At 70.0% G+C, this 23,757-nt stretch carries 21 protein-coding genes and 3 pseudogenes; 17 read left to right on the forward strand and 7 right to left on the reverse strand.

Going from position 1 to position 23,757, the window contains the following annotated elements:
- Window positions 1–63: 63 nt before the first annotated feature.
- Window positions 64–1,260 (forward strand): sensor histidine kinase, encoded by a 1,197-nt coding sequence (locus tag JOF41_RS04855; protein WP_209616415.1) that lies wholly within the window; start codon window positions 64–66, stop codon window positions 1,258–1,260.
- A 38-nt stretch (window positions 1,261–1,298) separates the two neighbouring features.
- Complete coding sequence (locus tag JOF41_RS04860; RefSeq protein WP_229796138.1) at window positions 1,299–1,904, forward strand: LuxR C-terminal-related transcriptional regulator; 606 nt, start codon at window positions 1,299–1,301, stop codon at window positions 1,902–1,904.
- A gap of 40 nt (window positions 1,905–1,944) precedes the next feature.
- Here the strand turns inward: JOF41_RS04860 and JOF41_RS04865 are convergent, their stop codons facing one another.
- A complete protein-coding gene (locus tag JOF41_RS04865) occupies window positions 1,945–3,132 on the reverse strand; it encodes a cytochrome P450 (protein WP_209616417.1) in 1,188 nt (395 codons plus the stop codon).
- A gap of 175 nt (window positions 3,133–3,307) precedes the next feature.
- On the opposite strand from JOF41_RS04865, the gene JOF41_RS04870 reads away from it, so the two are divergent.
- The 8 genes and pseudogenes from JOF41_RS04870 to JOF41_RS04905 all read left to right on the forward strand — a co-directional run bounded on the left by JOF41_RS04870 (window position 3,308) and on the right by JOF41_RS04905 (window position 10,171).
- Window positions 3,308–4,141, forward strand: a complete 834-nt coding sequence (locus JOF41_RS04870) for a 2OG-Fe(II)-dependent halogenase WelO5 family protein (RefSeq protein WP_189226178.1) — start codon at window positions 3,308–3,310, stop codon at window positions 4,139–4,141.
- Between the two features lie 22 nt (window positions 4,142–4,163).
- Window positions 4,164–4,961: a phytanoyl-CoA dioxygenase family protein gene (locus JOF41_RS04875; protein ID WP_189226177.1), complete on the forward strand. Its 798-nt coding sequence runs from the start codon at window positions 4,164–4,166 to the stop codon at window positions 4,959–4,961.
- On the forward strand, window positions 4,958–6,034 hold the full coding sequence (locus JOF41_RS04880) for a zinc-binding dehydrogenase (RefSeq protein ID WP_189226176.1): 1,077 nt from the start codon (window positions 4,958–4,960) through the stop codon (window positions 6,032–6,034). The genes JOF41_RS04875 and JOF41_RS04880 overlap by 4 nt, the downstream gene beginning before the upstream one ends.
- Window positions 6,031–7,182 carry an inositol-3-phosphate synthase gene (locus tag JOF41_RS04885; protein ID WP_189226175.1) on the forward strand — a complete coding sequence of 384 codons (1,152 nt, stop codon included), beginning with the start codon at window positions 6,031–6,033 and terminating at the stop codon, window positions 7,180–7,182. Before JOF41_RS04880 ends, JOF41_RS04885 begins: the two co-directional genes overlap by 4 nt.
- Window positions 7,183–7,326: 144 nt before the next feature.
- A pseudogene (locus tag JOF41_RS38530) lies at window positions 7,327–7,476 on the forward strand (UbiA family prenyltransferase); the annotation flags it as partial.
- Between the two features lie 105 nt (window positions 7,477–7,581).
- Window positions 7,582–8,624, forward strand: a pseudogene (locus tag JOF41_RS04895) (alkaline phosphatase family protein); the annotation flags it as partial.
- 113 nt (window positions 8,625–8,737) lie between these two features.
- On the forward strand, window positions 8,738–9,532 hold the full coding sequence (locus tag JOF41_RS04900) for an AfsR/SARP family transcriptional regulator (protein ID WP_189226174.1): 795 nt from the start codon (window positions 8,738–8,740) through the stop codon (window positions 9,530–9,532).
- A gap of 3 nt (window positions 9,533–9,535) precedes the next feature.
- Window positions 9,536–10,171 carry a ScbR family autoregulator-binding transcription factor gene (locus JOF41_RS04905; protein WP_189226173.1) on the forward strand — a complete coding sequence of 212 codons (636 nt, stop codon included), beginning with the start codon at window positions 9,536–9,538 and terminating at the stop codon, window positions 10,169–10,171.
- On the opposite strand, the gene JOF41_RS04910 is transcribed toward JOF41_RS04905, so the two are convergent.
- The gene (locus JOF41_RS04910; RefSeq protein WP_189226172.1) at window positions 10,149–10,760 is read right to left on the reverse strand and encodes a ScbR family autoregulator-binding transcription factor; all 612 of its coding nucleotides are present in this window, start codon (window positions 10,758–10,760) and stop codon (window positions 10,149–10,151) included. The genes JOF41_RS04905 and JOF41_RS04910 overlap by 23 nt on opposite strands.
- A 146-nt stretch (window positions 10,761–10,906) precedes the next feature.
- On the opposite strand from JOF41_RS04910, the gene JOF41_RS04915 reads away from it, so the two are divergent.
- Both JOF41_RS04915 and JOF41_RS04920 read left to right on the forward strand, forming a co-directional pair.
- Entirely contained in the window at window positions 10,907–11,869 is a 963-nt protein-coding gene (locus JOF41_RS04915) for a ScbA/BarX family gamma-butyrolactone biosynthesis protein (protein WP_307867234.1), read from the forward strand.
- Between the two features lie 38 nt (window positions 11,870–11,907).
- On the forward strand, window positions 11,908–12,888 hold the full coding sequence (locus JOF41_RS04920; RefSeq protein WP_209616422.1) for an NAD-dependent epimerase/dehydratase family protein: 981 nt from the start codon (window positions 11,908–11,910) through the stop codon (window positions 12,886–12,888).
- A 275-nt stretch (window positions 12,889–13,163) separates the two neighbouring features.
- Here JOF41_RS04920 and JOF41_RS36655 read toward each other — a convergent pair.
- Window positions 13,164–14,170 (reverse strand): annotated as a pseudogene (locus JOF41_RS36655) (ISL3 family transposase); the annotation flags it as partial.
- 320 nt (window positions 14,171–14,490) lie between these two features.
- On the opposite strand from JOF41_RS36655, the gene JOF41_RS04925 reads away from it, so the two are divergent.
- The 5 genes from JOF41_RS04925 (at window position 14,491) to JOF41_RS04945 (ending at window position 19,029) form a co-directional block, all read left to right on the forward strand.
- Window positions 14,491–14,826 carry a PadR family transcriptional regulator gene (locus JOF41_RS04925; RefSeq protein ID WP_229796137.1) on the forward strand — a complete coding sequence of 112 codons (336 nt, stop codon included), beginning with the start codon at window positions 14,491–14,493 and terminating at the stop codon, window positions 14,824–14,826.
- Window positions 14,823–15,698: a hypothetical protein gene (locus tag JOF41_RS04930; protein ID WP_189226169.1), complete on the forward strand. Its 876-nt coding sequence runs from the start codon at window positions 14,823–14,825 to the stop codon at window positions 15,696–15,698. The genes JOF41_RS04925 and JOF41_RS04930 overlap by 4 nt, the downstream gene beginning before the upstream one ends.
- Window positions 15,699–16,392: 694 nt before the next feature.
- Window positions 16,393–17,193, forward strand: coding sequence for a CPBP family intramembrane glutamic endopeptidase (locus JOF41_RS04935; protein WP_189226168.1), 801 nt, complete (start codon window positions 16,393–16,395; stop codon window positions 17,191–17,193).
- 16 nt (window positions 17,194–17,209) lie between these two features.
- Window positions 17,210–18,352, forward strand: a complete 1,143-nt coding sequence (locus JOF41_RS04940) for a sensor histidine kinase (RefSeq protein WP_189226167.1) — start codon at window positions 17,210–17,212, stop codon at window positions 18,350–18,352.
- A 2-nt stretch (window positions 18,353–18,354) separates the two neighbouring features.
- Complete coding sequence (locus JOF41_RS04945; RefSeq protein WP_189226166.1) at window positions 18,355–19,029, forward strand: response regulator; 675 nt, start codon at window positions 18,355–18,357, stop codon at window positions 19,027–19,029.
- Window positions 19,030–19,565: 536 nt separating this feature from the next.
- Here JOF41_RS04945 and JOF41_RS04950 read toward each other — a convergent pair.
- The 4 genes from JOF41_RS04950 to nhaA all read right to left on the reverse strand — a co-directional run bounded on the left by JOF41_RS04950 (window position 19,566) and on the right by nhaA (window position 23,432).
- A complete protein-coding gene (locus JOF41_RS04950) occupies window positions 19,566–19,898 on the reverse strand; it encodes a DUF3040 domain-containing protein (RefSeq protein ID WP_209616424.1) in 333 nt (110 codons plus the stop codon).
- A gap of 219 nt (window positions 19,899–20,117) precedes the next feature.
- Complete coding sequence (locus tag JOF41_RS04955; protein WP_209616426.1) at window positions 20,118–20,720, reverse strand: acyl-CoA-like ligand-binding transcription factor; 603 nt, start codon at window positions 20,718–20,720, stop codon at window positions 20,118–20,120.
- Complete coding sequence (locus tag JOF41_RS04960) at window positions 20,717–22,111, reverse strand: FAD-dependent oxidoreductase (protein ID WP_209616429.1); 1,395 nt, start codon at window positions 22,109–22,111, stop codon at window positions 20,717–20,719. The genes JOF41_RS04955 and JOF41_RS04960 overlap by 4 nt, the downstream gene beginning before the upstream one ends.
- Window positions 22,112–22,139: 28 nt before the next feature.
- A complete protein-coding gene (nhaA, locus tag JOF41_RS04965; protein WP_307867235.1) occupies window positions 22,140–23,432 on the reverse strand; it encodes a Na+/H+ antiporter NhaA in 1,293 nt (430 codons plus the stop codon).
- Between the last annotated feature and the right edge of the window lie 325 nt (window positions 23,433–23,757).

Below are 23,757 nucleotides of genomic sequence, written 5' to 3' on the forward strand. Positions count from 1 at the left end.
AACGACATTCCGGGGTATACCCAGCACTACCGTCGTACGGCGCCGGGCCGCTACTGTCGATGCGTGTCCGATCGCACCGCGCTCACCGCGCTAGCCAAGAGACCACTGAGTTTCCTCACGTCAGGGTGGCCTTGGAGGTCCATCGCCTACCTGTTGTCGAGTGCCGTGCTGGGCTCCGTCGCGCTCACCGTGGTGGCCGCCGCGGTGGTCGAGACCGCATTGCCCACCGGTGTCGCGGTCGGTGCCGCGGTGGTGTTCGCACTGTTGTTCTGCTGGCTCGTCGCTCCGCATTTCGAATTGTTCAGAACGCGGCTGGTGGATTTAGACCTGGCCGGTGATGCGCGCAGAATGCGCCACGGCCGCGTGACCGTTCGCGAACTCGGATATGCGCTCGGTTCGTTGCTGGCGCTGTGGTGGATGGACCTGGGCGTCGTGGCCGTCGCCCTGGGCGTGCCTGCCGCGTTGCTGACCGCGCCGCTGCAGCCGACCGTCGTGCCCGCGATCGCCTACACCTTCGCGGCGGGCGGCCTCATGCTCATTCCCGTCGCCGCCTACCCGATCACGGCGTGGGCGGGTGCACGGGCCGTGGTGGCCAGGGCGATCCTGGCGCCGCCCAAGGTGACGCTCGGTGAAGTCGTGCAGTCCCGTGCGCGGCTCGTCGACGCGTTCGAGGCGGAACGGCGGCGCATCGAACGGGATCTGCACGACGGCGCGCAGCAACGGCTGGTGGCGCTCAGCATGAAGCTCGGTTTGGCCTCGATGGACGCGCCGGACGGACCGTTGCGCAGGGATCTGGAGGAGGCGCACGAGCTGGCGAAGCTCGCGTTGACGGAGCTGCGCGAACTGATTCGCGGCATCTACCCGCAGGTGCTGACCGACCGCGGCCTGGGCGCCGCCATCCGCGACGTGGCGGGCCGCTCGACCGTCCCCGTCGACGTTGATTTCGTCCTGGACGAACGATTTCCCGCCACCATCGAGGTCGCGGCATACTACGTCGTGTCCGAGGCGCTCACCAACGTCGCCAAGCACAGCGGTGCGGCTAAGGCCATGGTGCGCGGCTCGAAGTCCGGCGAACTGCTGGTGATCGAGATCGTCGACGACGGGGTCGGCGGCGCGGACATCAACGGCGGCAGCGGCCTGCAGGGGCTGGCCGACCGCCTCGCCGTCGTGGACGGCACACTGTCGATATCGAGTCCGGCCGGTGGGCCGACCCTGCTTCGAGTGGAGATCCCGTGCCTGCAGACCGTCACCTCCGAGTAGCCATCGCCGATGACGCGGTGCTACTGAGAGAAGGGCTTGTGGGCCTGCTGCAACGGTTCGGCCACACCGTAGTCGCCTCGGTGGGTGATCCGGACGCCCTGCTGGAGGCCGTGCCTCCGGGTTCTGCGGACATCGTGGTCACCGACGTGCGCATGCCGCCGACCTTCACCGACGAGGGCATGCAGGCGGCGCTGAAGCTGCGCCGCGCGCAGCCTGGCCTGCCGGTTCTCGTGCTGTCGCAGTACGTCGAGCAGACCTACGCCGCCGAACTGCTCGACTCCGACCGCGGCGCGGGCATCGGTTATCTGCTCAAGGACCGGGTCGGTGACGTGGCGCAGTTCGCCGACGCCGTGAGCCGGGTCGCGGAGGGCGGCACGGTGATCGACCCGGAAGTGGTGCGGCAGCTGGTGTCGCAGACGAAACAACCGCTGGACCGGCTGACGCCGAGGGAGCTCGAGGTGCTCGGGCTCATGGCGGAGGGCCGGGCCAACGGCGCGATCGCCGCGGCGATGTTCGTCAGCGAGGCAGCGGTGGCCAAGCACATCGCGTCGATCCTGACGAAGCTGGATCTGCCGCAGGGCAAGGACACCCACCGGCGCGTGCTCGCGGTGCTGGCCTACCTGCGCGACCCCCGCACCCGGTGACCCGTGGCCGGCGTGGCGTCCGGCGCCACGCCGGCAGTCGTCAGCCGCACGTCACGGGCAGGGTCTTGAGGAAGCGGAAGTTGATGCTGTCCATCCAGTCCGGATCGTCGTTGACGAGCTCCAGTCGCGGGTAGCGGGTGATCAGCTCGGACAGCGCGATCTCCATCTCGGCAACAGCCAGCGAGGCGCCCAGGCAGTAGTGGATGCCGTGCCCGAAGCTCAGGTGGTCGCTCGCCTTCCTGGTCACGTCGAGCCGGTCGGGATCGGGGTAGCGCAACGGGTCTCGGTTGCCCGCGCCGAGCACGAGCGTCACCGAGTCGCCTCGGCTGATCCGCTGCCCGGCCACGGTGAAGTCGTCGAGCGCCATCCTCGTCGTGAACTGCACTGAGCTGTCGTACCGGATCAGCTCGTCCACCGCGTTGCGCGTCAGCGAGGGATCGGCGCGCAGCAACGCGAGCTGCGCGGGGTCGCGCAGCAGGGCGAGCACGGCGTTGCCGATCATGTGCGTGGTGGTCGCCTGGCCTGCGTCGATCAGCAGCAGGAAGTTCGCGAACACCTCGTCGTCGGTAAATGAGTCGCGTTGCAGCTGGTCACTGATGATCTCGCTGAACAGGTCGTCGCTGGTGCCCGCGCGGCGCCGCCGCGAGTTCTCGTCGAACGCCTCGCGCAACTCCTGGATGCGCCGGGTCTGTGCGCTGGACTGCGTGAAGAACTCGTGCAGCAGGCCCTGCCAGTCCTCCAGCAGGTGCGCGGCGTCGGGACCGACACCGGCGATGCGGGCGATCACAGTTCGGGACAGGGGTTCCGACAGGTCGCCGATCACGTCCAGGGCGGGACCGGCGCGGTCGAGCAGATCGGTGGTGACCGCGAGGATCTCCTCGCGCATCGACCGGATCAGCCTGGGGGTGAGACCGGGACGGATCAGCTTGCGCAGCCTGGTGTGCCGTGGCGGCTCGTTGAACAACATCATGTCCGCCAACGCCTTCGCGAGAGGCGCCATGCGGCCCTGGGACTCCGCCGGCAGCTGCCGGTGGAACTCGTCGATGCGGGCGCCGGACAGCTGTTCGTGCTTGGACAGCGCGGCCACGTGCTCGTGGCTCAGCACCACCCAGGTGCGCATGTAGTCGTCCCACAGCACGGGACCGCGGTCACGCAGCACCCGGTAGAGCGCATAGGGGTCGTTGGACCACTCCGGCTGGAAGAGATCGAGCAGGCTCGAGGGTTCCATGCAGCGGAGTGTGGCACGGGCGCGTGAGGGGGAGGAGTACCTGCAAGCTCGGCTAAAAAGGTCCTATGTGCACCTCGTAGTGTTTGCGCCACAACTGAATGAGGATGACCTCAGCAGCGGACGTTCCTAGCCTGAACTGGTCGGGTTGCTTCCGAGGCACGAGATGAGGACCCAGATGGCCGATGTGCTGACGCCACCACTGCTGGACATGAGCACCAACGCCTCGCCGATCTTCACGCTGTTCGAGAGCGAGGTCGTCGACGAGATCACGGCCGACCACCTCCTGCGACTCGCGTCGGGCGTGCTCGGCGCGGTGAGGGTGCGCGGCTTCGGCACGGCCGAGCAGTGCGCCCGGATCATGTCGGCGCTGGACGACCACCCGATGGGTGGCTATGACGAGGCGGTCGTCTATCCGCCGGTCGCGAAGCTCGGTCCGGCGGCGTACGACTTCTACGGCGCGCATGAGCTCAACGCGGACTACTGGCAGCAGGCCGCCGAGGCCGCGAGGATCCGTTCGACCCTGCTCGGCGGCGCGGACCCGCTCGATCACGCGATCAGCGAGCTGGGCAAGGCGTGGCGCGGACCGATGACGGCCGCGACCTCGGGCGGGCGACCGCTGTTCGCCGGCATGATCCGCGAGACCACGACCGGCATGAAGATGCACTTCGACGAGATCGAGCGGGAGCTGCCCGGCGCGCTCGACCTGCGGCCGGTCTGCCAGCTCGCGTTCAACTGGTACGTCTCGATGCCCGACGGCGGTGGCGACACGTTCGTCTACCGGCGCCGCTGGACGCCCTCCGACGAGGCGCACCGGGACGGTTACGGGTGGGCCGAGAGCATGGTCGACGGGGTGCCGTTCGCGACGGCGCGGCCGGAAACCGGCGATGTGATCATCTTCGACCCCCGCAACTACCACGTCGTGCGGCCCAACACGGGTGACGGCCGCCGAGTCAGCCTGTCCTTCTTCCTCGGCGTCACCGGCCGCGGGGAACTCGTCTACTGGTCGTGACCGACCACTGGAGGTATCAGCCGTGCGGCTCACCGAGCAACAGATCGACCAGTACCGCGGAGACGGTTACCTGGTCGTGGAGTCACTCTTCAGCCAGTCCGAGGTAGACGACCTGGTCGACGCGCTGCACCGCGACGCTGCCGATCCCGGCCCGCACCGCGTGCTGGAGGACGACGGGCGGTTGCGTGCGATCTACGCCTCGCACCAGCGCTCGGCGGAGTTCGCGGGCCTGGTCCGGTCGCCGCGCCTGCTCGACCCGGTGCGGCAGCTGCTCACCGACGACGTCTACGTCTACCAGTTCAAGATCAACGCCAAGCCGGCGTTCGGTGGCGGCAGGTGGGCGTGGCACCAGGACTACATCGCCTGGAAGATCGCGGACAACCTGCCCCACCCCGCGCTCGTGAACGTCGGCCTCTTCATCGACGACGTCACCGAGTTCAACGGCCCGCTCATCTTCGTGCCCGGATCGCACCGCTACGGGCAGTTCCGCGAGGACCGCGCCGACCAGGCGGCGTCCGAGCAGCACCTCGACCCGGACGACATCGCGCTCAAGCCCGCGCAGATGACCGCGCTGGTACACGAGCACGGCATGGTCTCGCCCAAGGCGAAGGCCGGCTCCGTCGTGTTCTTCCACCCCGAGATCGTGCACGGCTCGGCGCCGAACATGTCCCCGTTCCCGCGCCGGCTGCTGATCGCCACCTACAACGACGTGACCAACGAGCCGCGCCCGGTCGGTGACCCGCGACCGGAGTACGTCGTGGGCCGGGACACCACACCGCTGCGCCCGCTCGGCCCCGCACTCGAACAGGTGCCGGCATGACCACCGGCCGTGCCGTCGTGCTCGAACGGTTCGGCGCCCCGCTCGAGCTGCGGTCGTTCCCGGTGCCGGAGGCGGGACCGGGCGAGATGGTCGTCGCCTCGCGCTACGGCGGCATCTGCGGTACGGATCTCCACCTGCACCAGGGTCATCTGGACATCCCGACCCCGCTCGTGCTGGGCCACGAGGGTCTCGGTGTGGTCCACTCGCTCGGCGTCGGGACCGACTCCCAGGGCACGCCGCTGGAAGCAGGCGACACCGTCATGTGGGCCTCGTCCATCGCATGCGGACAGTGCGTGCCGTGCCGTGCCCACCGCGAACCGACGTTGTGCGAGAACCGGCAGACCTACGGCGTGAACCGCCCGGTCTCGGCCGGTCCGCCGCTGTCGGGCTCCTGGGCCGACTACATCGTGCTGCGGCCGGGAACCGTCGTGGTGAAGGTGCCTGCAGGCATCGACCCGCTGGCCGCGATGTCGCTCGCCTGCGCCGGTCCGACGATGATCCACGCGCTGTTCGAACGACGCCCGGTGCGCCTCGGTGAAACCGTTGTCGTGCAGGGTGCAGGCCCGGTCGGGCTGGCCGCCGCCGCACTGGCGCAGCTCTCCGGCGCCGCCAGGGTGGTCGTCGTCGGCGGCCCCGCCGACCGACTCGCGGCGGCGAAGGCGGCGGGCATCGGGGACGAGCACGTCGACATCGCCGAGGACGGCTTCCTCGACCGCGCGCAGGCGATCGGTGCCGACCTCGTGATCGAGTGCACCGGCGTGCCCGCGGCGGTCGCGCAGGGCGTGCGGTTGCCCAGGCGCGGCGGCTCCTACCTGATCGTCGGCCAGTACACCGATGCCGGTGACACGCCGATCAACCCGCACCAGATCGTGTACCGGCAGCTGGACATCGTCGGCTCCTGGGCGTTCACCGGGGCACACCTCGTCGAGTACGTGCGACTGCTGCCCGCACTGGTGCGCCGGTTCGACCTGAGGTCGCTGACCACGCCGTACCCGCTGGCGTCGTACGCCGTGGCCATGTCGGCGGTCGCGAACGGCGCGGTGCTGAAGGCCGTGCTGGTGAGTGCGTCGTGACGACCGGGGTCTGGCTGATCGGCGCTCGCGGTTCGCTCGCGACCACCGTCGCGTGTGGACTCCTGGGACTGCGGCGCGGGCTCGTCGCACCCACCGGCTGTACGACGTCGGCGCTCGACCTCGGTGAGGTGTTCCCGAACTGGGACGACCTGGTTCTGGGCGGGCACGACGTGGTGACCACACCACTGGAGAAGCGAGCCGAGCAGCTCGTCGACGGCGGCGTGGTGCCGCAGCACGTGTTCGCCGCGGTGCGTGCGGAGCTGGCCGAGGTGGAACGCGCGCTGCGACCGGGCTACGACCCGCTGACCTGGCCGGGTTCGCAGGCGGACGCCGTCGCACGACTGGCGGCGGACATCGAGGGGTTCCGGGTGGAGCACGACCTGGACCGCGTGGTGGTCGTCAACGTGTCGTCCACGGAGGCCCCGGTCGTGCCACGCCCGGAGCACGCTGACCTGGCCGCGCTGGACCACCTGCTCGCCGACCCCGGCGAGCGGGTACTGCCACCGAGTTCGATCGCGGCGTACGCGGCCTTGCACGCAGGGTGCGCCTATGTCGACTTCACGCCGTCGACCGGCATCCGGATCCCGGCGCTCACCGATCTGGCTCTGCGCGAGGGACTGCCGTACGCCGGATCGGACGGCAAGACCGGGCAGACGCTCGTGCGCAGCGTGCTGGCCCCGATGTTCGAGGCCCGTGCGTTGCGGGTGCGATCCTGGGCGGGCACGAACCTGCTCGGCGGCGGCGATGGCGCGTCGCTCGCCGCACCGGACAGGGCCGCGGCGAAGCTCGCCTCCAAGTCGGGTGTGCTGGCGCCGGACATCGAGGCACCACTGCACATCGACAACGTGCCATCGCTGGGCGAACGCAAGATCGCTTGGGACCACGTGGCTTTCGAGGGGTTCCTCGGCGCGCGGATGAGCCTGCAGTTCACCTGGGAGGGCTACGACTCCGGGCTGGCCGCCCCGCTCGTGCTCGACCTCGCCCGGCTCGTGGCGGGTGCGCACGCGGCGGGCGAGGCGGGTCCGCTGAGCCGGCTGGGTTTCTTCTTCAAGGACCCGCTCGGCGGCACCGGGCACAACCTCTTCGCGCAAGCCCGTGAACTGGCGGAGTGGGCGGAATCGCTGGAAGGAGGGGGAGACAGGTGCTGAGGGCGGTGGCAGAACCGGCGCTCGGACCAGCGGCGTTGACGGCGCTCGGTGACACGGTCGCCGGTTCGGCCACCGCAGGCCTTCCGCTGGCGGGGCGGGCGGCTCGTGCTGCCGCTCGCCCCGGTGGCGTTCCACTGAGCCGGCATGGCGCTTAACGACTGGGCGGACCGCGAGCTCGGCGCGGACGAACGCCCCGAGCGGCCCCTGCCGTCCGGACGCATCCGGCCAGGCCAAGCGCTGGGTGCCGCGACCGGCCTGACCGCGGCGGGCCTTGGCCTGCCGGTGCTCGGTGGCGGACGTGCCGCGCCGAGGACCGCGGTGCCGCTGGCCGCAGCCATCTGGGTGTACGACCTGCTGACCGGGATCGCCGGAGCTCGGCCGGGTACGGAGCCGTCTCGCATGAAACCACTCGTCCTCGTCGACGTCGGTCTCACGCCCCGCTTGCTCGGCCACATGCCAAACCTGACCGCCCTGGCGCGCAAGGGCCGGCAGTCGAACCTCAGCGACCTCGGAGAGATCCACCTGTAGCGCCGGCACGACGCGCTCGTGCGGGGCGACAAGCTTTGGGACGGCCTGAAGGTCGCGAACCACTGCTGGTGGTACGCCATGGCACGTCCTGCGCGCCGAACGCCCCGACCTCACGCGTCCACCTGCCGCACCTCGACTACGACCTGCAGCGGCACAGCTCGCACTCCGCGGAGGCCGTGAGGGCGGCCGGACAGGTCGACGCCGACGTCGCGCCGCTGCTCGCCGAAGCCGAGTCGGCCGGGGCGACCGTCGTGGTGCTGAGCGAGTACGGCATCACCCCGGTTAGCCGCCCTGGCGACCTCAACCGCGTGCTGCGCGCGGCGGGGCTGCTGGAGTTCTGCACCCAGGGCGGCATGGAATACCCGGACCCGTGGACCTCCTGGGCGTTCGCCGTCGTCGATCACCAGGTCGCGCACGTCCACGTCCGGGACGAGACCGGCCTTCCGCGCGTGCGCGACCCCCCCCGAGTCGACACCGCTAGGTCCTCGGGAGGGGCCGACCAGGCACGTCACGGTCTCGACCACGACCGTTCGGGGAAGTTGGTGATCACTGCGGACCCCGACTCCTGGTTCACGCACTACTACTGGCTTGACGGCGACCGGCCACCGGACTTCGCCCGGACCGTCGAGATCCACCGCAAGCCGGGCTACGACCCGGCGGAGCTGATCCACGACGACCCGGCGAAGGGGTGCCTGAAGGCAGCGATGGCGCCAGCGCGCAGGAGGGACGGCCTCCGCTGCACGATGGGCGTCGTACCGCTGGCCCCCTCGCGCGTGCGTGAGTCCCACTGCGGGATCCCGGAGAGCCCGCTCGACGGGCCCGTGCTCCTGTGCTCCGACCCGGCCGCCCCCGGCTGGGCCGAAGCGCGCAACGGCCTGCGTGCCACCGATGTCCGGCCCTTGGTCGAGCAACTCCTGCGCGTGCCGCAAAAATACCGGGCGGTCGGTTTTCAGTTCTTGACAAAACCGACCGCCCGGTTTTGTATGAGAGCTGGCGGGCACCCGCCACGGACGCAGGGGGAGTCGAGATGGACATCAACGTCTTAGGGCCGCTGACAGCGAGCATGAACGGCATGTCGATCACACCGACCGCCCCGAAGCCCCGCAAGGTGCTCGCCACGCTCGCCGTCTACGCCAACGAGATCGTGCCCGTGGCGATGTTCCTCGAAGAACTCTGGGGCGAGGACATCCCGCGCAGCGCGACCACCACTCTGCAGACCTACGTGTTCCACCTGCGCAACCTGATCGGGCTCGGGTGCGGTGACCCGAAGGACGTGCTGCAGACGCAACCGGGCGGCTACCTGCTGCGCACCGATGGCGGTGAGGTGGACGCGCTCGAGTTCGAACGGCTGGCCGCCGCCGGTCACCGCGCCAGGGAGGCGGGTGACTTCCACGGTGCGGCCGACAGGTTCCGCGAGGCGCTGGGGTGCTGGAACGGCCCGGCGCTCGTCGACGTGCAGCAGGGCGACGTCCTCGAGGTGGAGGCGCAACGGTTGAGCGAAGCGCGGCTCAGCGTGCTGGACCGCCGCATCGACGCGGATCTGAGGCTCGGCCGCCACCACGAGATGGTCGGCGAACTCACCGCGCTGGTCGCTCGCAACCGCACTCACGAGGGGCTGTGCGGGCACCTGATGGTCGCGCTCTACCGCTCAGGACGTCGTGGCGAAGCCGCGGACGTCTACCGCAGGACGCGTGCCTGCCTGGTGAACGAGCTGGGGCTCGAACCATCACCGGCGCTGCACCGGCTCCAACGCCTGGTGCTCGCTGCCGACCAGAACCTGGCGGCGGCCGACGACGCCGACTGGCTCCTGAATGCGGGATAGCAGATGACCAAGCAAGTGAGATCCGAACACACCCGCGCCCGGCTCGTGCGCTCGGCGGCGGAGTTGTTCGACCAGCACGGGTTCGCGGGCACGAACATCAGTGACATCACCAGGGTGGCCGGGGTGACCAAGGGAGCTCTGTACTTCCACTTCCAGGCCAAGGAAGAGCTGGTGGAAGCCATCCAGGAGCAGAGCTGCGCGAAGCTCGGCACCGCGGTCGCCGCACTGGAGGGCGAGTCCGCGGTGCAGGCACTGATCGACCTGACCCACACGCTCGAAGGCTGGCTCGCCACGGATCCCATGGTGCGCGCGAGCTTCCGCGTCGCCCGCGAGTGCGCCGACCGGGGCGCGCCGTTCCTGGACTTCTCCGTGTCCTGGTCGGCCGCGGCGACCAGCCTGCTCACCAAGGCCGCCCGCGACGGTCAGCTGGCCGAGGACATCTCGGTCCCGCTCGTCGTGGTCACCGTCCTGGCGCTGTCGGTGGGCGCGGAATCGCTGTGCTCGTCAGGTTTGCCCGGCATGGACAGCACGACGTTGCTCGCCGACGTCTGGCGGCTGTTCCTGCCGGGGCTGGTCGGTGAGACGCGGGTGGCCGAATTCGTGCCGGAGGGCTCGTTCAGGCCAATCCCTCAGGACTGAACCTGGCCCGCCGCCGCGGCGGCACCAGGCCGGGCAGGATGATGCGCCACATCGTCGTGACGCGCTGCGTGACGTCCTTGCGCTGGGCCAGCACCTCGGAGCTCACCTGCACGCCGGTGAACGAGCCGATGACGTAGGTGGCGACCTCGTTGGCGTCGAGACCGTCGATCAGGTCGCCCTTCGCCTGTGCCTTCACCAGGCACGACTCCACGACGTTGATCCACTGCAGGTAGGTCTTCGGAGCGGGGTCGGCGAACGTGCCCTGCTCGATCACCAGCCGGATGCTGGCCCGCACCCGGACGTCCTCCTGGAGCCTGCGCGCCATCGCGTGGGTCAGGTCGATCACGGTTTGCAGACCGATGTCCGGGAGGTCGCTCAGAGGTTGCCAGACGGCGAACTGCTCGTCGATCAGAGCGTGCGCGATCTGTTCCTTCGACTGGAAGTGGAAGTACAGCGCACCTTTCGTCACGTTGGCGTGCAGGAGGATGTCAGAGAGCGTGGCGCCGTTGAAGCCGTGATCGTCGAACACCTTGGCTGCGGCGTCGAGGATGGCGGCCCGAGTGCGCTCCGCACGTTCCTGCTTGGCCAACGGTGGTTCCTCCGATCGGACGGACGGTTTCGAACCTGAAGCATAACTTCAGGAAAAACCCTCGAAAAAAAACCGGGCGGTTAGTATGTTCTTGTCGTCAGGATGCCACCACCCGCCGGGCAAGTTCCACTTGGAGGTAGAAGATTGTGCTGACCGGCCGTACCACCCTCACTGTTGCGGAAGAGCTGCCTGTTGACCCGCCGAGTCGCGGACAAGTCCTCTACGACCAGACCGTTCCCCGCCACCTGGTTCACCGGGCCGCTGTGTCCGAGGTGTTCCTCACCGATCTGAGAGTCATCGACGACACGACCTTCAGCGTCGGGGCCCAGTGGCCCCGCGACCACAGCTTCTACCGGTTACCCACACCGCACCGGCACGACCCGATGCTGCTCGCCGAGACGATCCGGCAAGCCGCACTGGTGATCGCGCACCAGGTGTTCGGCGTTCCGCTCGACTGGAAGTTCATGTCCCACGAGACGAGCTACCAGATCACCACCGCAGGGCTCGCGCTCGGCGCGCGTCCCGCGGACATCCTGCTCTCCGTCACCTGCCGCGACATCAAGCGGCGCGGCAACCGGGTGGCAGGCATGGGCATGGACATCACGTGTCACCGGGACGGGCGCCAGATCGGCTCGGGCTCCGTCAACTGGAGCTGCGTCACCTCCGCCGCCTACCAGCGGTTGAGGGCGGGCAAGATCGAGCAGGGCGCGGTGCCGGAGGAGCCACCGCCTCCGGTCGCCAAGGTGCAAGTCGGCCGGGACCGCTCACGCGATGTCGTGCTGTCGCCGCTCGACAGGGCAGGCAGCTGGTTGCTGCGGGTCGACCGGCACCACCCGGTCCTCTTCGACCACCCGGTCGACCACGTGCCGGGGATGGTCCTGCACGAGGCCGCCCGGCAGGCGGCCGCACTGCTGATCAACTGGCCGGGGCTCGTCCCGGTCGCCTGCCGCTTCACGTTCGACAAGTACGTCGAGTTCACCTGCCCGGTCGTCGTGACGCCGGTCCGGTGCGCGCCGACGACGAGCGGTGCTCTCGGCGTGGGAGTGAAGATCGAACAGGACGGTCAGACCGTCGCGCACGGCCTCATGGACATGAGGATCGTCGACTGATGTCGGCGCCTGGGGGCAACTGGGGTTTTCGCACTGGGGTGAATGACTTCTGGGGGGAAGATCATGGTAGGAAGACGATCGGGAAAACGATCCTGGTGACCGGGGGCACCGGTTTCATCGGCGGCGCGGCCCTGCGCGCACTGGCCGATTCGGAGCCCGGCACCAACATCCGGGTGCTGTCCCGGCAACCGCTACCGGAATCCCTGCGGACTGGCGAAGTTCTGCACGTGCACGGGGACCTGACCGATCCGTCCTCGCTGCGAGGGGTGTGCGAGGGTGTTTCGACGGTGTTGCACCTCGCCTCTCACGTCGGCCGGGATCCTGAACTGTGCGATGTGGTGAACCGGCACGGCACGACGGCTCTGCTCGCCGATGCACGCAGGCACGGCGTCTCGCGGGTGGCCTACATGAGCACCACGGCCGTCTACGGACACGGCGTCCACAGAGGACTGACCGAGACAGGCGTGAATCCGCTGCCCGTCTCACCGGCCTCCCGCAGCCGGCTGTTCGCGGAGCAGGCGGTGCGCGGGTTCGGTGGGATCGTGCTGCGGCCACACCTGGTGTACGGAGTCGGTGATGTGTGGTTCATCCCCACGTTGCTGAGGCTGCTGAACAGGGTGCCGTCCTGGATCCAGGACGGTGCGGCCAGGGTGTCCGTGGTCTGCGTCGACATGCTCGGAGAAGTGCTGTCGGGACTGACGAGGATTCCGTGGCGCGGAGGAGAGACCTACCACGTCAGCCATCCGCGATCGACCAGCTTCCGGTCGATCGTGCGGACGGTGTGCTCCACGCTGCGCCTCGACCTCCCATCGCGGTCGTTGCCTGTCGCCGAACATCGGGAGATCTCTCGCGGGATGATGCCGGAGCTGACCGACCACCAGCACGAGCTGCTCGCGTCGGACCACTGGTACGACAGCAGCCGGATCTGGAGGAAGGTCAGGCAGTGTCCCGGTCCGGGCTTCTCCAGCAGGTTCGCTCGGGCGGCCGACTGGTACCGGGACCTGCTGCCGATCGGGTAGTCCTGTTCGGACAGCCGGCCTGGTGAGAGCGGTCCGGTGAGGTGGAGTTCGTTGATCCGACTTGCGCGCGGATCATCGGACTCCACCTCGCACGCCGCCGATCAGCGGCTGAAACCGGTGCAGCCAGGGGTGACGTGAGCGATGCGAGCGTGTTGCGGGTGGTGGCCGGCCGGTGCGGAGACGACCCGTCCGGCCAGTGCCGAGTGCCGAGTGCCGTTTGTGCGCCGTGACGAGCGGGGCCTGCTACGGGCGGGTGTGTCAAACGAGCGGCTCTGGCCCGCGGTCGGTGTGAGCAGGGCGGCGAAGCCGTGCACCAGACTGGCGAGTGCGGTCATCTCCGGGCAGGCCGCGACGATCTTCTCCGGCAGGGCCGTGTCCTTCGTGCGCGGGTTGTCGGGTTTGGTGAGCAGGAGTCGGCTGGCGTGATGTGAGGTGGTGACGGGGCGCTGGCCTTCGGCGCTGCCCTGGTTCGGGATAGCGGACCAGCAGGGTGGCCCTGCCGGTGTAACCCGGCTCCCGGATCTCGGCGAGCGGCAGGGTGACGGGGACCGCGGGGTCGGCGGCGCGACGGGCACGGCTGATGGTCGCGGTAGGGGTCGACCAGCGTCGGGCGGTAGGTGGGGGCGATGCGCGAGGTGTGGGGTTCGGGCATGCGGGCGTAGTGCATGCCGGTGTTCAGGACCACGCTCAGGCGACGCGAGCAGTCCAGTGAACCGACGCCCTGGCCGAGCAGATCGTGGATCTTGTTCCAGCGTTCGCGGATGGTCTATTCGTGAACTCCGCCTGGGTGGGGTGGGTTGACCGTGGCGCAGCATTCGGTGTGCGCGCGGACTTCGAGCAGGACCTTGTCGCGGAGGTTGCGCCACAGGTGCCATCGATCACTGACCTGCACCGCGTCGGGCAGGGCGCGTCAACCGGTCTCGGCTCGATGACAACCGTGGCGTAGCGGTGGCGGCGGCGCAGGGCGAAGTCGTCCACGCCGATCACCCGCGGAACCGACTGCTCAGGCAGTGGCAGGCGCCGTAGACGGCGCAACGTGGTGCTGCGGGACACCAGCACGGCCAACGAGCCGGCCAGGCGCGCGGCCGCCCGACCGCATAACTCCCGTGCCACGTGGGATATCCGTTGGACGAGCCGCACCGTGTGGCGCTGGTGGCAGTCCGGGGGTCTGTTCCCGGAAGGTCTGCCGCGCGCAGTTCCGAACCGGGCGGACCAGCGCCGACAATCCGGAGAACACCGTTCTCACAAGGGAGTCGACATCCATCGCAAGATCGCGATCATGACCGGTTGCTCGACGCCACAGCCGACTACGGGACAGAGCCGCTCGTTCTGCAGTCCCCGGAGGAGCGATTTGCAGTCCCTTTGAGCATGGGCGACTCGTCTGAAACTGCCTGCGATCGCGTCAATATTGTCCTTTCCGCTTTGGGGTGATCGTTCTGCTGGCTCATTCCTGCAGCTTTCATGATGGTTGACCACTGCTGATGACGCTTTTCCTGGTGTAGTTGACCGCTGGCGTTGGTGCCTGGCTTGGCGGCGGTGGCGCGGCGCGACTCGCGGAGGGACGGCTTGCGCATAGGCCGATGACCGGTATATACCGTTAGTGTGACTGCTGCTTTGCGGGAACCCACGTTCCTGATACTCACCGCGCTTGCCGAGGAGCCCCGGCATGGCTACGGGATCCTGCGCGATGTCGAGCGGATCTCCGGGGGGCGGGTGCGGCTGCGGGCGGGCACCCTCTACACCGCGCTCGACCGGCTGACCTCGGACAAGTGGGTGGCCATCGACCGGGAAGAGGTGGTCGAGGGCAGGCTGCGGCGGTACTACCGCCTGACCGACCGGGGGGCGGCCAGGCTGGCGGAGGAGATCGAGCGGGTGCGGGCCACCACCCGTGTCGCGGAAACACGTCTGCGCGCACGGCTCATCGGAGGAACGGCGTGAGCGAACTGGAGAAGCGGTACCGGTGGTTGCTGGGCTTCTACCCGCGCGAGCACCGCGAACAGCACGGCGAGGAGATGCTCGGCGTGCTGATCGCCGACGCGGGCGAGCGGACGACCCCTGGCTGGCGGGACACCGCCGACCTGCTGTGGGGCGCGTTCCGGTTACACGTACGGCGTCTGCTCGCGGCCGACGTGCTGGCGATCGTCGGCCTGCTGGGGCCGATCGCGGTCCTGGCGGGTGCGACCACGAGCCTGCACGAGCTGGCCTGGTGGATCCGGGCGGGCTCGGTGCCGCCGTTCCAGCAGCTGCCCGACGCGCCGGTGTGGTTGGTCTGGCTCGCGGTCGCGATCCTTGCCGTGGCGGGCAAACGCAGCGCGGCCGCGGTCGGCGCCTGGGTGGCCACCGCCGGGCTGATCGTGGTCATGCAGCTGCCGTTCGCGGGCTGGCAGTGGTTCACCGACAAAGCGGGCTGGGTGCTGCTCAGCGCGGTCACGGCCTTCGCGCTGTCGGTGTCGGACGGGCGCGGGGTCAGGGGCAGGTCCGCGATCGTCACCATGGCCGTGACGGTTCTGGTCACCGTGGGGCTGGGGGTGTTCGGCCACCGGGAGGTGATCGCCGAGTACGCGGCGCTGGTCGTCCTGTTCGCCGGTGCGGCGCTGGCCGCCGGCATCAGGTCCGCCGCCGGGCGGCGGGCCGCGCTGGTGCTCTCGGCGCCGGTCGCGACCGCGTTGCTCGCGCGGCTGGTGGACGCCGTGCACCAGGGACCGATCAACGACACGGTCTCCGCGCTGATCTTCTTCGGCGCACCGCTGGTGTTCCTGGTCGCCGTCGGCGGGCTGGTGCGCCTGCCCCGGCGCACGAGCGCCAGCTAACGCCCACGCCGATGCCCGTCATCGAGCGGCCCTCCGGCTCGTCGGATCTCTCGGTGACGGCGCGGTCGGTGACGGCGCGATCGCGGCCGAGCACCGCGTCGCCGGGGTAGCCCGGCAGGAACGACAGCGGGATCGACACGAGACCCGGATCGCTCAGCGGGAACAGGTGGAAACCGATGCCATCGATGATCGGGTCCGGGCCGCTGGGAACACTGGCAAGGACACGATCGGCAGCAGGCACGAGCCCGCCGTAGATGAAGAACAGCGGCCCGGTCGCGTTGAACCTCCGCCAGAACAACGTGTGGAGGATCGTCGGCAGGTTCGCCGAGGCGAGTACCTTCCGCGCAGAGATGAGCAAGTGTGAACACGTGGCCCGGTGTTTCCGTACGACTTGGTCGGCTCGGAAGCGGTCGGTGGCCGCGCCACTTGATCACTTCTCCGCCTGGAGGGTGCGATCGGTCGGCGGCATGAGCGGACGTTGGCGTCCGGACGGCTGTCGGGCTGGTTGCCGTGGCATCCAGGGGGTAATACCCGTTGTCCCCCTTGAGAGCTACACGAGTTGTTGTCCCCAGCGGGATTCCATGGCTGGCCCGCCCTCTTAATCTCTGCGTCGCACAAGGAGATCACCGCAGAGAGGACGAGGGAAATGGTTCAGTCGAGGGAAGTGGGGCAGCTGCGCAGGTATCGGTTCCCCGTGCTGCTGGTCACGTTCACCATCGTGATGCTGGCGAACGCGGTCATCATGCAGCTGGTGTCGCCCGTTGCGCTGCTCGCCCTGCCGTTGGGGATCGGCTCCGCGATCGCTGTTGCGGCCGGTTATCGCAAGCTGTCGCAGGTCGTGGAGCAGCGGGCGGATATCCCCGAACTCGCCAAGGTGCGGATGTGGTCCCAGCTGCGCAGTGGGGCGTTGCTCGGGTCCGGGCTGTTTGTCCTGCTGATCCTGCTGATCGGGGTGTTCGGCGGCTGGCAGGACATGTCGTGGGGTTCGATCTGGGGCTGCCTGAGCACTGCCGGGCTGGTGGCGAGCGTCGCGGTCACCGAAGAGGTGCTGTTCCGCGGTGTGCTGTTCCGGATCATGGAGGAGCGCACCGGGACGATGGCCGCGCTGATCCTGTCGTCGCTGATCTTCGGTCTGACGCACTCGATCAACGCCAACGCGACGCTCTGGGGCGTGCTGTCGATCGCCCTGACGGGCGGGGTGCTGACGACCGCCGCCTATGTCGCGACCCGTTCGCTGTGGCTGTCGATCGGCGTGCACTTCGCCTGGAACTTCACCCAGGCCGGCATCTTCGGCGTCGCGATCTCCGGCTCGGCCGAGGCGTCGCACGGGCTGCTGCAGACCACGCTGTCCGGTCCGGCCGTGCTGACCGGTGGCATCTTCGGACCCGAGGCGAGCCTGATCGCGCTGCTGGTCTGCGTTGTGCCCACCGTTGCCCTGTTGCGCCGCGCTGCCCGCACCGGCCAGATCCAGCGCCGTGTCGAAGCCGCGGCCTGACCAGTACGCTCGCGCGGTGCTCCTGTGGTGGCAGAGACTATCCCCGTCCACTAGGGATAGTGCGTTCGCACTGACTCTCGTGGCCCTGGCGTTCGTGCCGACCGTGTCGACCATCGGCCCTCAGCTCGGCGACCTGCCGAAACGCCCGGTTGACGCGCTCGCGCTTGTGCTGGTCATCGCGCAGGCCGCGCCGCTGGCGGTCAGACGGCGCTGGCCTGCCGGCTGTCTGGCGGTCATCGGTATCGCCTTCGCGCTGCACCAGTCGTTCGGATACCCGGACACCATCGCCGGCATCGGGTTCTACCTGGCGCTCTTCGCGGTCGGGGCGCACCAGGTCCGGTACCGCCGGGTCACAGCGGCGACAGCGACCGCGGGCTACACCGGGCTGGCGGTCACGTTGCACCTGCTGGGTTCGCCCAGTCAGCTCCAAGTCCTCGTTGTGTTCTACCTGACGCTGGTGGTGATGTGGATGGCCGGGACCGCGGTGCGCCGGTGGCGAGCCGAGGAGGCGGAGAACCGTCGGCTGAGTGTCGAGGTGGCGACCGCCGGAGAGCGGGCCCGTATCGCACGGGACCTGCACGACGTGGTGACCCACCACGTGACCGCGATGGTCGTCCAGGCGGACGCGGCGCAGTTCCTGCTCGACGGGCCGCCCGAACACGTGGGGAAGGGGCTCAACGCGATCAGCGACACGGGCCGTCGGGCGTTGACGGAACTGCGTCACCTGCTCGGCGTGCTCGAGGCGACGGGTGACTCGGCGACGGTCGACCGGTCGCCTGCCCTGGGCCGGGTCAGTGACCTCGTCGAGCAGGCTCGGTTGTCCGGTCAGCCGGTCGAGCTGAACAGGCGGGGCGACCAGCGTGAGCACGCGGTCGACATCGAGCTGGCGGCGTACCGGGTGGTGCAGGAGGCGCTGACCAACGCGATGAAGTACGCGACGGGACACAGGACCCTGGTCGAGATCGACGATCACGACGACCGGATCGAGATCGAGGTGACGACGGATGGGACCGCCGCGGGCGCGCCTGCGCTCGGGTCGGGTGGACGCGGCCTGAGTGGGCTGCGGGAGCGGGTGCGGATGCTCGGTGGTGAACTGGTGGCCGAGGCCCGGCCCGAAGGCGGGTTCCGGGTGCACGTTCTCATCCCGTCACGGAGGTAGGCATGACTGTCCGGGTTCTGGTGTGCGAGGACCAGGAACTGGTGCGCGCCGGGTACACCACGATCTTCTCGGCGCAACCGGACATGGAGGTCGTCGGCGAGGCCGCGGACGGCAGGCAGGCTGTCGAGGAGACGCTGCGGTTGCGCCCGGACGTCGTGGTGATGGACATCCGCATGCCCATCCTCGACGGTATCGAGGCCACTCGCCTGCTGGCCGGGCCCGGCGTGGACAACCCGGCGAAAGTGTTGGTGGTCACCACTTTCAACGTCGACGAATACGTCTACGAGGCGCTCAAAGCCGGCGCCAGCGGGTTCCTGCTCAAGGACGCGCCACCGGCGGAACTGGTCAAGGGCGTGCGCACTGTCGCCGCCGGGGAATCGCTGGTGGCCCCAGCCGTCACCCGCACCTTGATCGGCCACTTCGCCGAGCGCCTGCGCCCCACCGACACCGCCCGACCTGGCCGGGACCACGTTCGGCAGACCCTCGCTCGCCGGGAACTCGAAGTGCTCGAACAGCTCGCCGCGGGCCTGTCGAACGCGGAGATCGCCGAGGAGCTGTGCATCGCCACGGAAACCGTGAAGACCTACGTCTCCCGAATCCTGACCAAACTCGATCTGCGTGACCGCGTGCAGGCGGTTGTCCTTGCCTACCGGGTGGGGCTGGTCGTCGCCGAGTGAAGCCCGCACACTCCGAGCAGGCCGTGAACCGCGCCGCGGCTGGGTCGGCGATCAGCGTGACGCCGGTCAGGGCGGGGATCAGTTCGCGGCCGGTGGTCCGCATCGGGGCGGCGGCGCCGGTCAGCCTGCCGTCCGGGCCGACTTTGTACGCGCCGAGCAGCGTGGGGGTCGGTGCGCCCTCGATGTAGCGCGGGTCGATGTCCGGGTCGGCGCACCACACCCAGCCGTCCGGGTTCCGCCGCGCCTCTTGGCGCATCGCGTCGGTGACCGGCGGCAGGCCGGGGTGCCCGCTCAGGTCGTCGACCTGGCCTGTGGCCAGGTAGCCCTGGACCGGTTGCGGCAGCACGTGGACGCGGTCGCCGGTCGGAGTCACCGCTGTCACGACGTTCCACATGCCCTTGAGCCGGTAGCGGTGGAACGGGTCGTCCGGGGCGGTCTCCTTCGTCTTCGTGCCCGCGTTGTCCGCGGCCGCCGCGGCCTTCCTCGGCCTCGCCACCTGCATCGCTACCGCACGCCCGACGATTTGTTAGAACCTCTCAGGCGGATCCACCCGGCGCGGGTGGTGCGTCCGGTCCGGAGGCGTGATGTCGCTTTCGCGGTGCGGCCGGCTGCTGGCGGATCAAGAAGGCGGTCGCGGCGATCACGCCACCGACCACAGCCAACGCCGGACCGCCGGGGAGTCCGATCAGCGCCACCGCTGACACGAGCACGGCGGTGGTGAGGAGCCAGGTGGCCCTTCGGCTGCCCGTGCGGTCCAGGGCGCGGAAGCGCTCGGCGAATTCGGGGTCCTCGGCCGCCAGTCGTTTCTCGATCGCCAAGAACCGACTGGCCGCCTCACCGGAGGACTTGGCCGCCGCATACGTGCGCATCACGGAGGGTGGGGGTGAACGTGCGGACGGGACTGTCCACGGCGTCTACGTCGACGAGCGCGGACGGCCCGTGAAGGCGCCCCCGTCCGCCTACGACCCGGCGGCCCGCGAACGCCTGTGGGCGGTCACCCAGGCCCTCACCGGCAATCCGTCGTGGGCGTGGTGGGACGACAACCCGTGACGGGTGATGAGGGGTGCTTCCGGGCCGGAGGGCATGTCCTAGTCCTCTGGTGCGTCCTCTGGTGCCAGGGCCGCGAACGCCTCGTCGACCAGTGAGCGGAGGTCGTCGGAGCCCTCGCCCTCGACCCACGAGGTCAGGGCGGTGGTGAGGGCCGCGGTGGCCGCTGCGGCGATGACGCGCAACCGCAGGTCGACCGGTCGCCCCGCGCGATCGGCGAGGGCGGCGGCGAGCAGGTCGCCGGTGGCGGCGGTGTTGTGCCACTGGCGCGCTCGCAGGGCGGGGGTGGTGACGATGAGCCGGGTGCGGGTGTAGACGGCGTCGCGGTCGGTGTCCAGCACCGCGTCCAGGCCGGTGCGCAGGGCGGCGCGCAGCGCCTCCAGGGGGCTCTCCCCGGTGGGGCGGGCGCGGATCAGGTCGGCGATGAGCGGGTCGTAGTCGTCGTCCTCGACCACGGCTTCCTTGGTGGGGAAGTAGCGGAAGAAGGTCATGTGCGACACCCCCGCCGCGGCGGCGATCTGCTCGACCGTGGTCTGCTCGTAGCCCTGGTCGAGGAACAGTCGCAGTGCGTGCTCCTGGATCGCGCGGCGGGTGCGCGCCTTGCGCTGCTCGCGCAACCCGCCCCGGCCTGCCTGGTTCGTCACCGGTCAAGCATGACCGCCAGCGCTCGGCCCAGTGCGGCGGGTTCCGGGGTGCCGCGCCATGCGAGGTGGCCGTCCGGGCGCACCAGCAGCGCGTCGCCGTCGCGGCGCGTCCACCGGACGTCGCCGAGCGCGTCGCGGGCGATCGCGGCGCAGCCGTCGTCGCGTGGTCCGGCGAGGGTCCAGCCGAACCGGCCGGTCGCCGCGAACTCCGGCACCCGGTCGCCGACCCTGGGCCGCTTGCCGAAAGGCGAGCGGGCGTAGCTGGTGCGCAGCTGCGACGCCCGCTCCCAGATCAGCCGCTCCACCGCTGGCAAGCTCATCAGGGGGAACAGCACGCGGTCGCGCACCAGCCGGGCCAGGCGCGACTCGCCCAGCACCAGACCGGTGAGGCCGCTGGTGGCGCCCAGCACTTCTTCGGCGACGGGGCGGCGTTCGTCCTGGTAGCCGTCCAGCAGCCGCTCGCCCGCGCGGCCCGAGGACACCAGGGCCAGCCGCCAGGCCAGGTTCTCGGCGTCACCGAGACCGGTGTTCATGCCCTGTCCGCCGAACGGGCTGTGGATGTGCGCGGCATCGCCAGCCAGCAGCACGCGGCCGCGCCGGTAGGTCTCGGCCAGGCGACGGTGGATGCGGAACACCGAGGTCCACGCCCACTCCTGGCCCGGCTGGACGCGCACGCCCGCGTGCCGTTGCGCGGCGCGGGTCAGGAACGCCGGAACGTCCCGCACCGAGGTACCGGGGGCGGGGGCCATGAACCGCCACACGCCTTCCGGCAGTGGGAAGGCGGAGAACATCTCCTCGCCGAGCACCCACACCCCGACCGCGTCGCGGGGCAGCGGCAGTTCGGCCCGCACGTCGCCGAGGACGAAGCCCTCGACCAGCGGGACGCCGGGGAATCCGATGCCCGCGGCCTTGCGGACCGCGCTGTGCGCGCCGTCGCAGCCGACCACCCAGTCGGCCCGCACCGGACCGGCCGGGGTGGACAGCACCGCGCTGTGCCCGTCCTGGGCGATGTCGGCGACCGGGGTGCCCCACTCCACCCGAACCCCCAGATCCGCCAGGCGTGCCCGCAGTCCGGCTTCCACCTCGGCCTGCGACACGAGCAGGCCGGGGCGGCGGACCAGCGCGGTGGGGCGGCCGACCCGCAGCTCGCCGGAGCGGCGACCGCCGACGTGGACCACCACCCGGCGGATGCCGACCGACCGGGACGGCAGGTCGCCCAGCGCGCCGAGCCGTTCCAGCACCTCGCTGCCACGCGGTTGCAGGCCCAGGGCCCGCGAGGTGGTCGCGGACCCTGGTGCCGCGTCCACCACCCGCACCCGCACGCCGTGCAGGCGCAGCGCGCACGCCGCCGCCAGACCGGTGGGACCCGCGCCGACCACCACTACGACCACGAGCCGTAGTGTTAGCCACTAACATAAGTTAGTCAATAACATTTCGTTGGTGGACGTCCGGGACGCCGTCGTGGTCCGCGTCGCGCGTCTCCTCCTCGTGGATGCGTCGGTAGACGCGGTTGCGCGCGCGCAGGATCACCGTGGCCACCAGCGCGGACAGCAGCGAGCCGAGCAGAATGCCGATCTTGGCGTCGTCGTAGGGGCGGCTGCCCTCGCCGAAGGCGAGTTCACCCACCAGCAGTGAGACGGTGAACCCGATACCGCCCAGCACCGCCAGGCCGACCACGTCCACCCAGGCCAGGTCGCCGTCCAGTTCGGCCTTGGTGAACCTCGACACCAGCCACGTGGCGGCGGTGATGCCGACCACCTTGCCCAGCAGCAGGCCGGCGACGATGCCGAGGGTGACGGTGTCGGTCAGCGACGAGGTCAGGCCCGCCAGGCCGCCGATGGACACCCCGGAGGCGAAGAAGGCGAATACCGGCACCGCCACCCCGGTCGACAGCGGCCGCCAGCGGTGCTCGAAGTGCTCGGCCAGCCCCGGCCCCTCGCCGGGGGCGCGGCGGATGACCGGCACGGCGAAGCCCAGCAGCACCCCGGCCACGGTCGCGTGCACCCCGGAGGCGTGCATGAGGCCCCAGGTCAGCGCGGCCAGCGGTAGCAGCAGCCACCACGAGCGCACCCGCCGCTGCACCAGCACGGCGAACAGCGCCAGCGGCACGGCCGTGAGCAGCAGCGGCACTGCGGCCAGGTCGTCGGTGTAGAACACGGCGATGATCACGATGGCGATCAGGTCGTCCACCACGGCGAGCGTGAGCAGGAACGTGCGCAACGCCGTGGGCAGGCACCGCCCGATCACCGCCAGCACGGCCAGGGCGAAGGCGATGTCGGTGGCGGTCGGGATCGCCCACCCGGACGCCGCGCCCGGCGTGCCGAGGTTGACCAGGGCGTAGATCAGGGCGGGCACCGCGACCCCGCCGAACGCGGCGGCCACCGGCACCGCCGCCCGCCGCGGGTCGCGCAGGTCACCGGCCACGAACTCGCGCTTGAGCTCCAAACCCGCGACGAAGAAGAAGATCGCCAGCAGGCCGTCGGAGGCCCAGTGCCCGACGCTGAGCTCCAGGTGCAGCGCCGCGATGCCGACCTCGAACTCGCGTAGCGCCTCGTAGGCCGGTGCCCACGGCGAGTTGGCCCACACCAGGCCCAGCAGCGCGGCGACCAGCATGATCACCCCGCCGACGGTCTCCAGTCGGAGGATGTCGGCGATCCGCTTGGCCTCGGGCCAGGTGCCCCGGTCGAACAACTTCACGGCACGGCGCTGCACGGGCGGCTCCTCGGGGTCGGCTGGACACGTCGCCGACCAGGCTTCCCGGCACACCATGCCCGCACACGGGCAACACCCCGACCGTACCCCGGGGCCGGCACCCACGCGCGAACGCGAGGATCACACCGCGGTGAACGACCGACGTCGCCCGATCAACGGGGACGACGATGCTGAGCCGGTCCCACCAGTGTGCGCTGCCCACCGGCCCTCGAACCGCGTGACCACCCGGCCCGACACGGCAGGCAGCCCGGCGGCTCCACGCCGAGCGCCTTGGCCACCGGGACGTCGGTGGAGGAGTGCGGGACGGTCGACAGGGCAGTGGGTG

This window comes from Saccharothrix coeruleofusca, from assembly GCF_017876325.1.
GTDB lineage: Bacteria > Actinomycetota > Actinomycetes > Mycobacteriales > Pseudonocardiaceae > Actinosynnema > Actinosynnema coeruleofuscum.

Excerpts from the sequence above, each read along its gene's own strand:
- JOF41_RS04865 (WP_209616417.1), bottom strand. The coding sequence starts at position 3,132 with ATGGAACCCTCGAGCCTGCTCGATCTCTTCCAGCCGGAGTGGTCCAAC.
- JOF41_RS04870 (WP_189226178.1), top strand. The coding sequence starts at position 3,308 with ATGGCCGATGTGCTGACGCCACCACTGCTGGACATGAGCACCAACGCC.
- JOF41_RS04880 (WP_189226176.1), top strand. The coding sequence starts at position 4,958 with ATGACCACCGGCCGTGCCGTCGTGCTCGAACGGTTCGGCGCCCCGCTC.
- JOF41_RS04900 (WP_189226174.1), top strand. The coding sequence starts at position 8,738 with ATGGACATCAACGTCTTAGGGCCGCTGACAGCGAGCATGAACGGCATG.
- JOF41_RS04905 (WP_189226173.1), top strand. The coding sequence starts at position 9,536 with ATGACCAAGCAAGTGAGATCCGAACACACCCGCGCCCGGCTCGTGCGC.
- JOF41_RS04945 (WP_189226166.1), top strand. The coding sequence starts at position 18,355 with ATGACTGTCCGGGTTCTGGTGTGCGAGGACCAGGAACTGGTGCGCGCC.
- JOF41_RS04950 (WP_209616424.1), bottom strand. The coding sequence starts at position 19,898 with ATGCGCACGTATGCGGCGGCCAAGTCCTCCGGTGAGGCGGCCAGTCGG.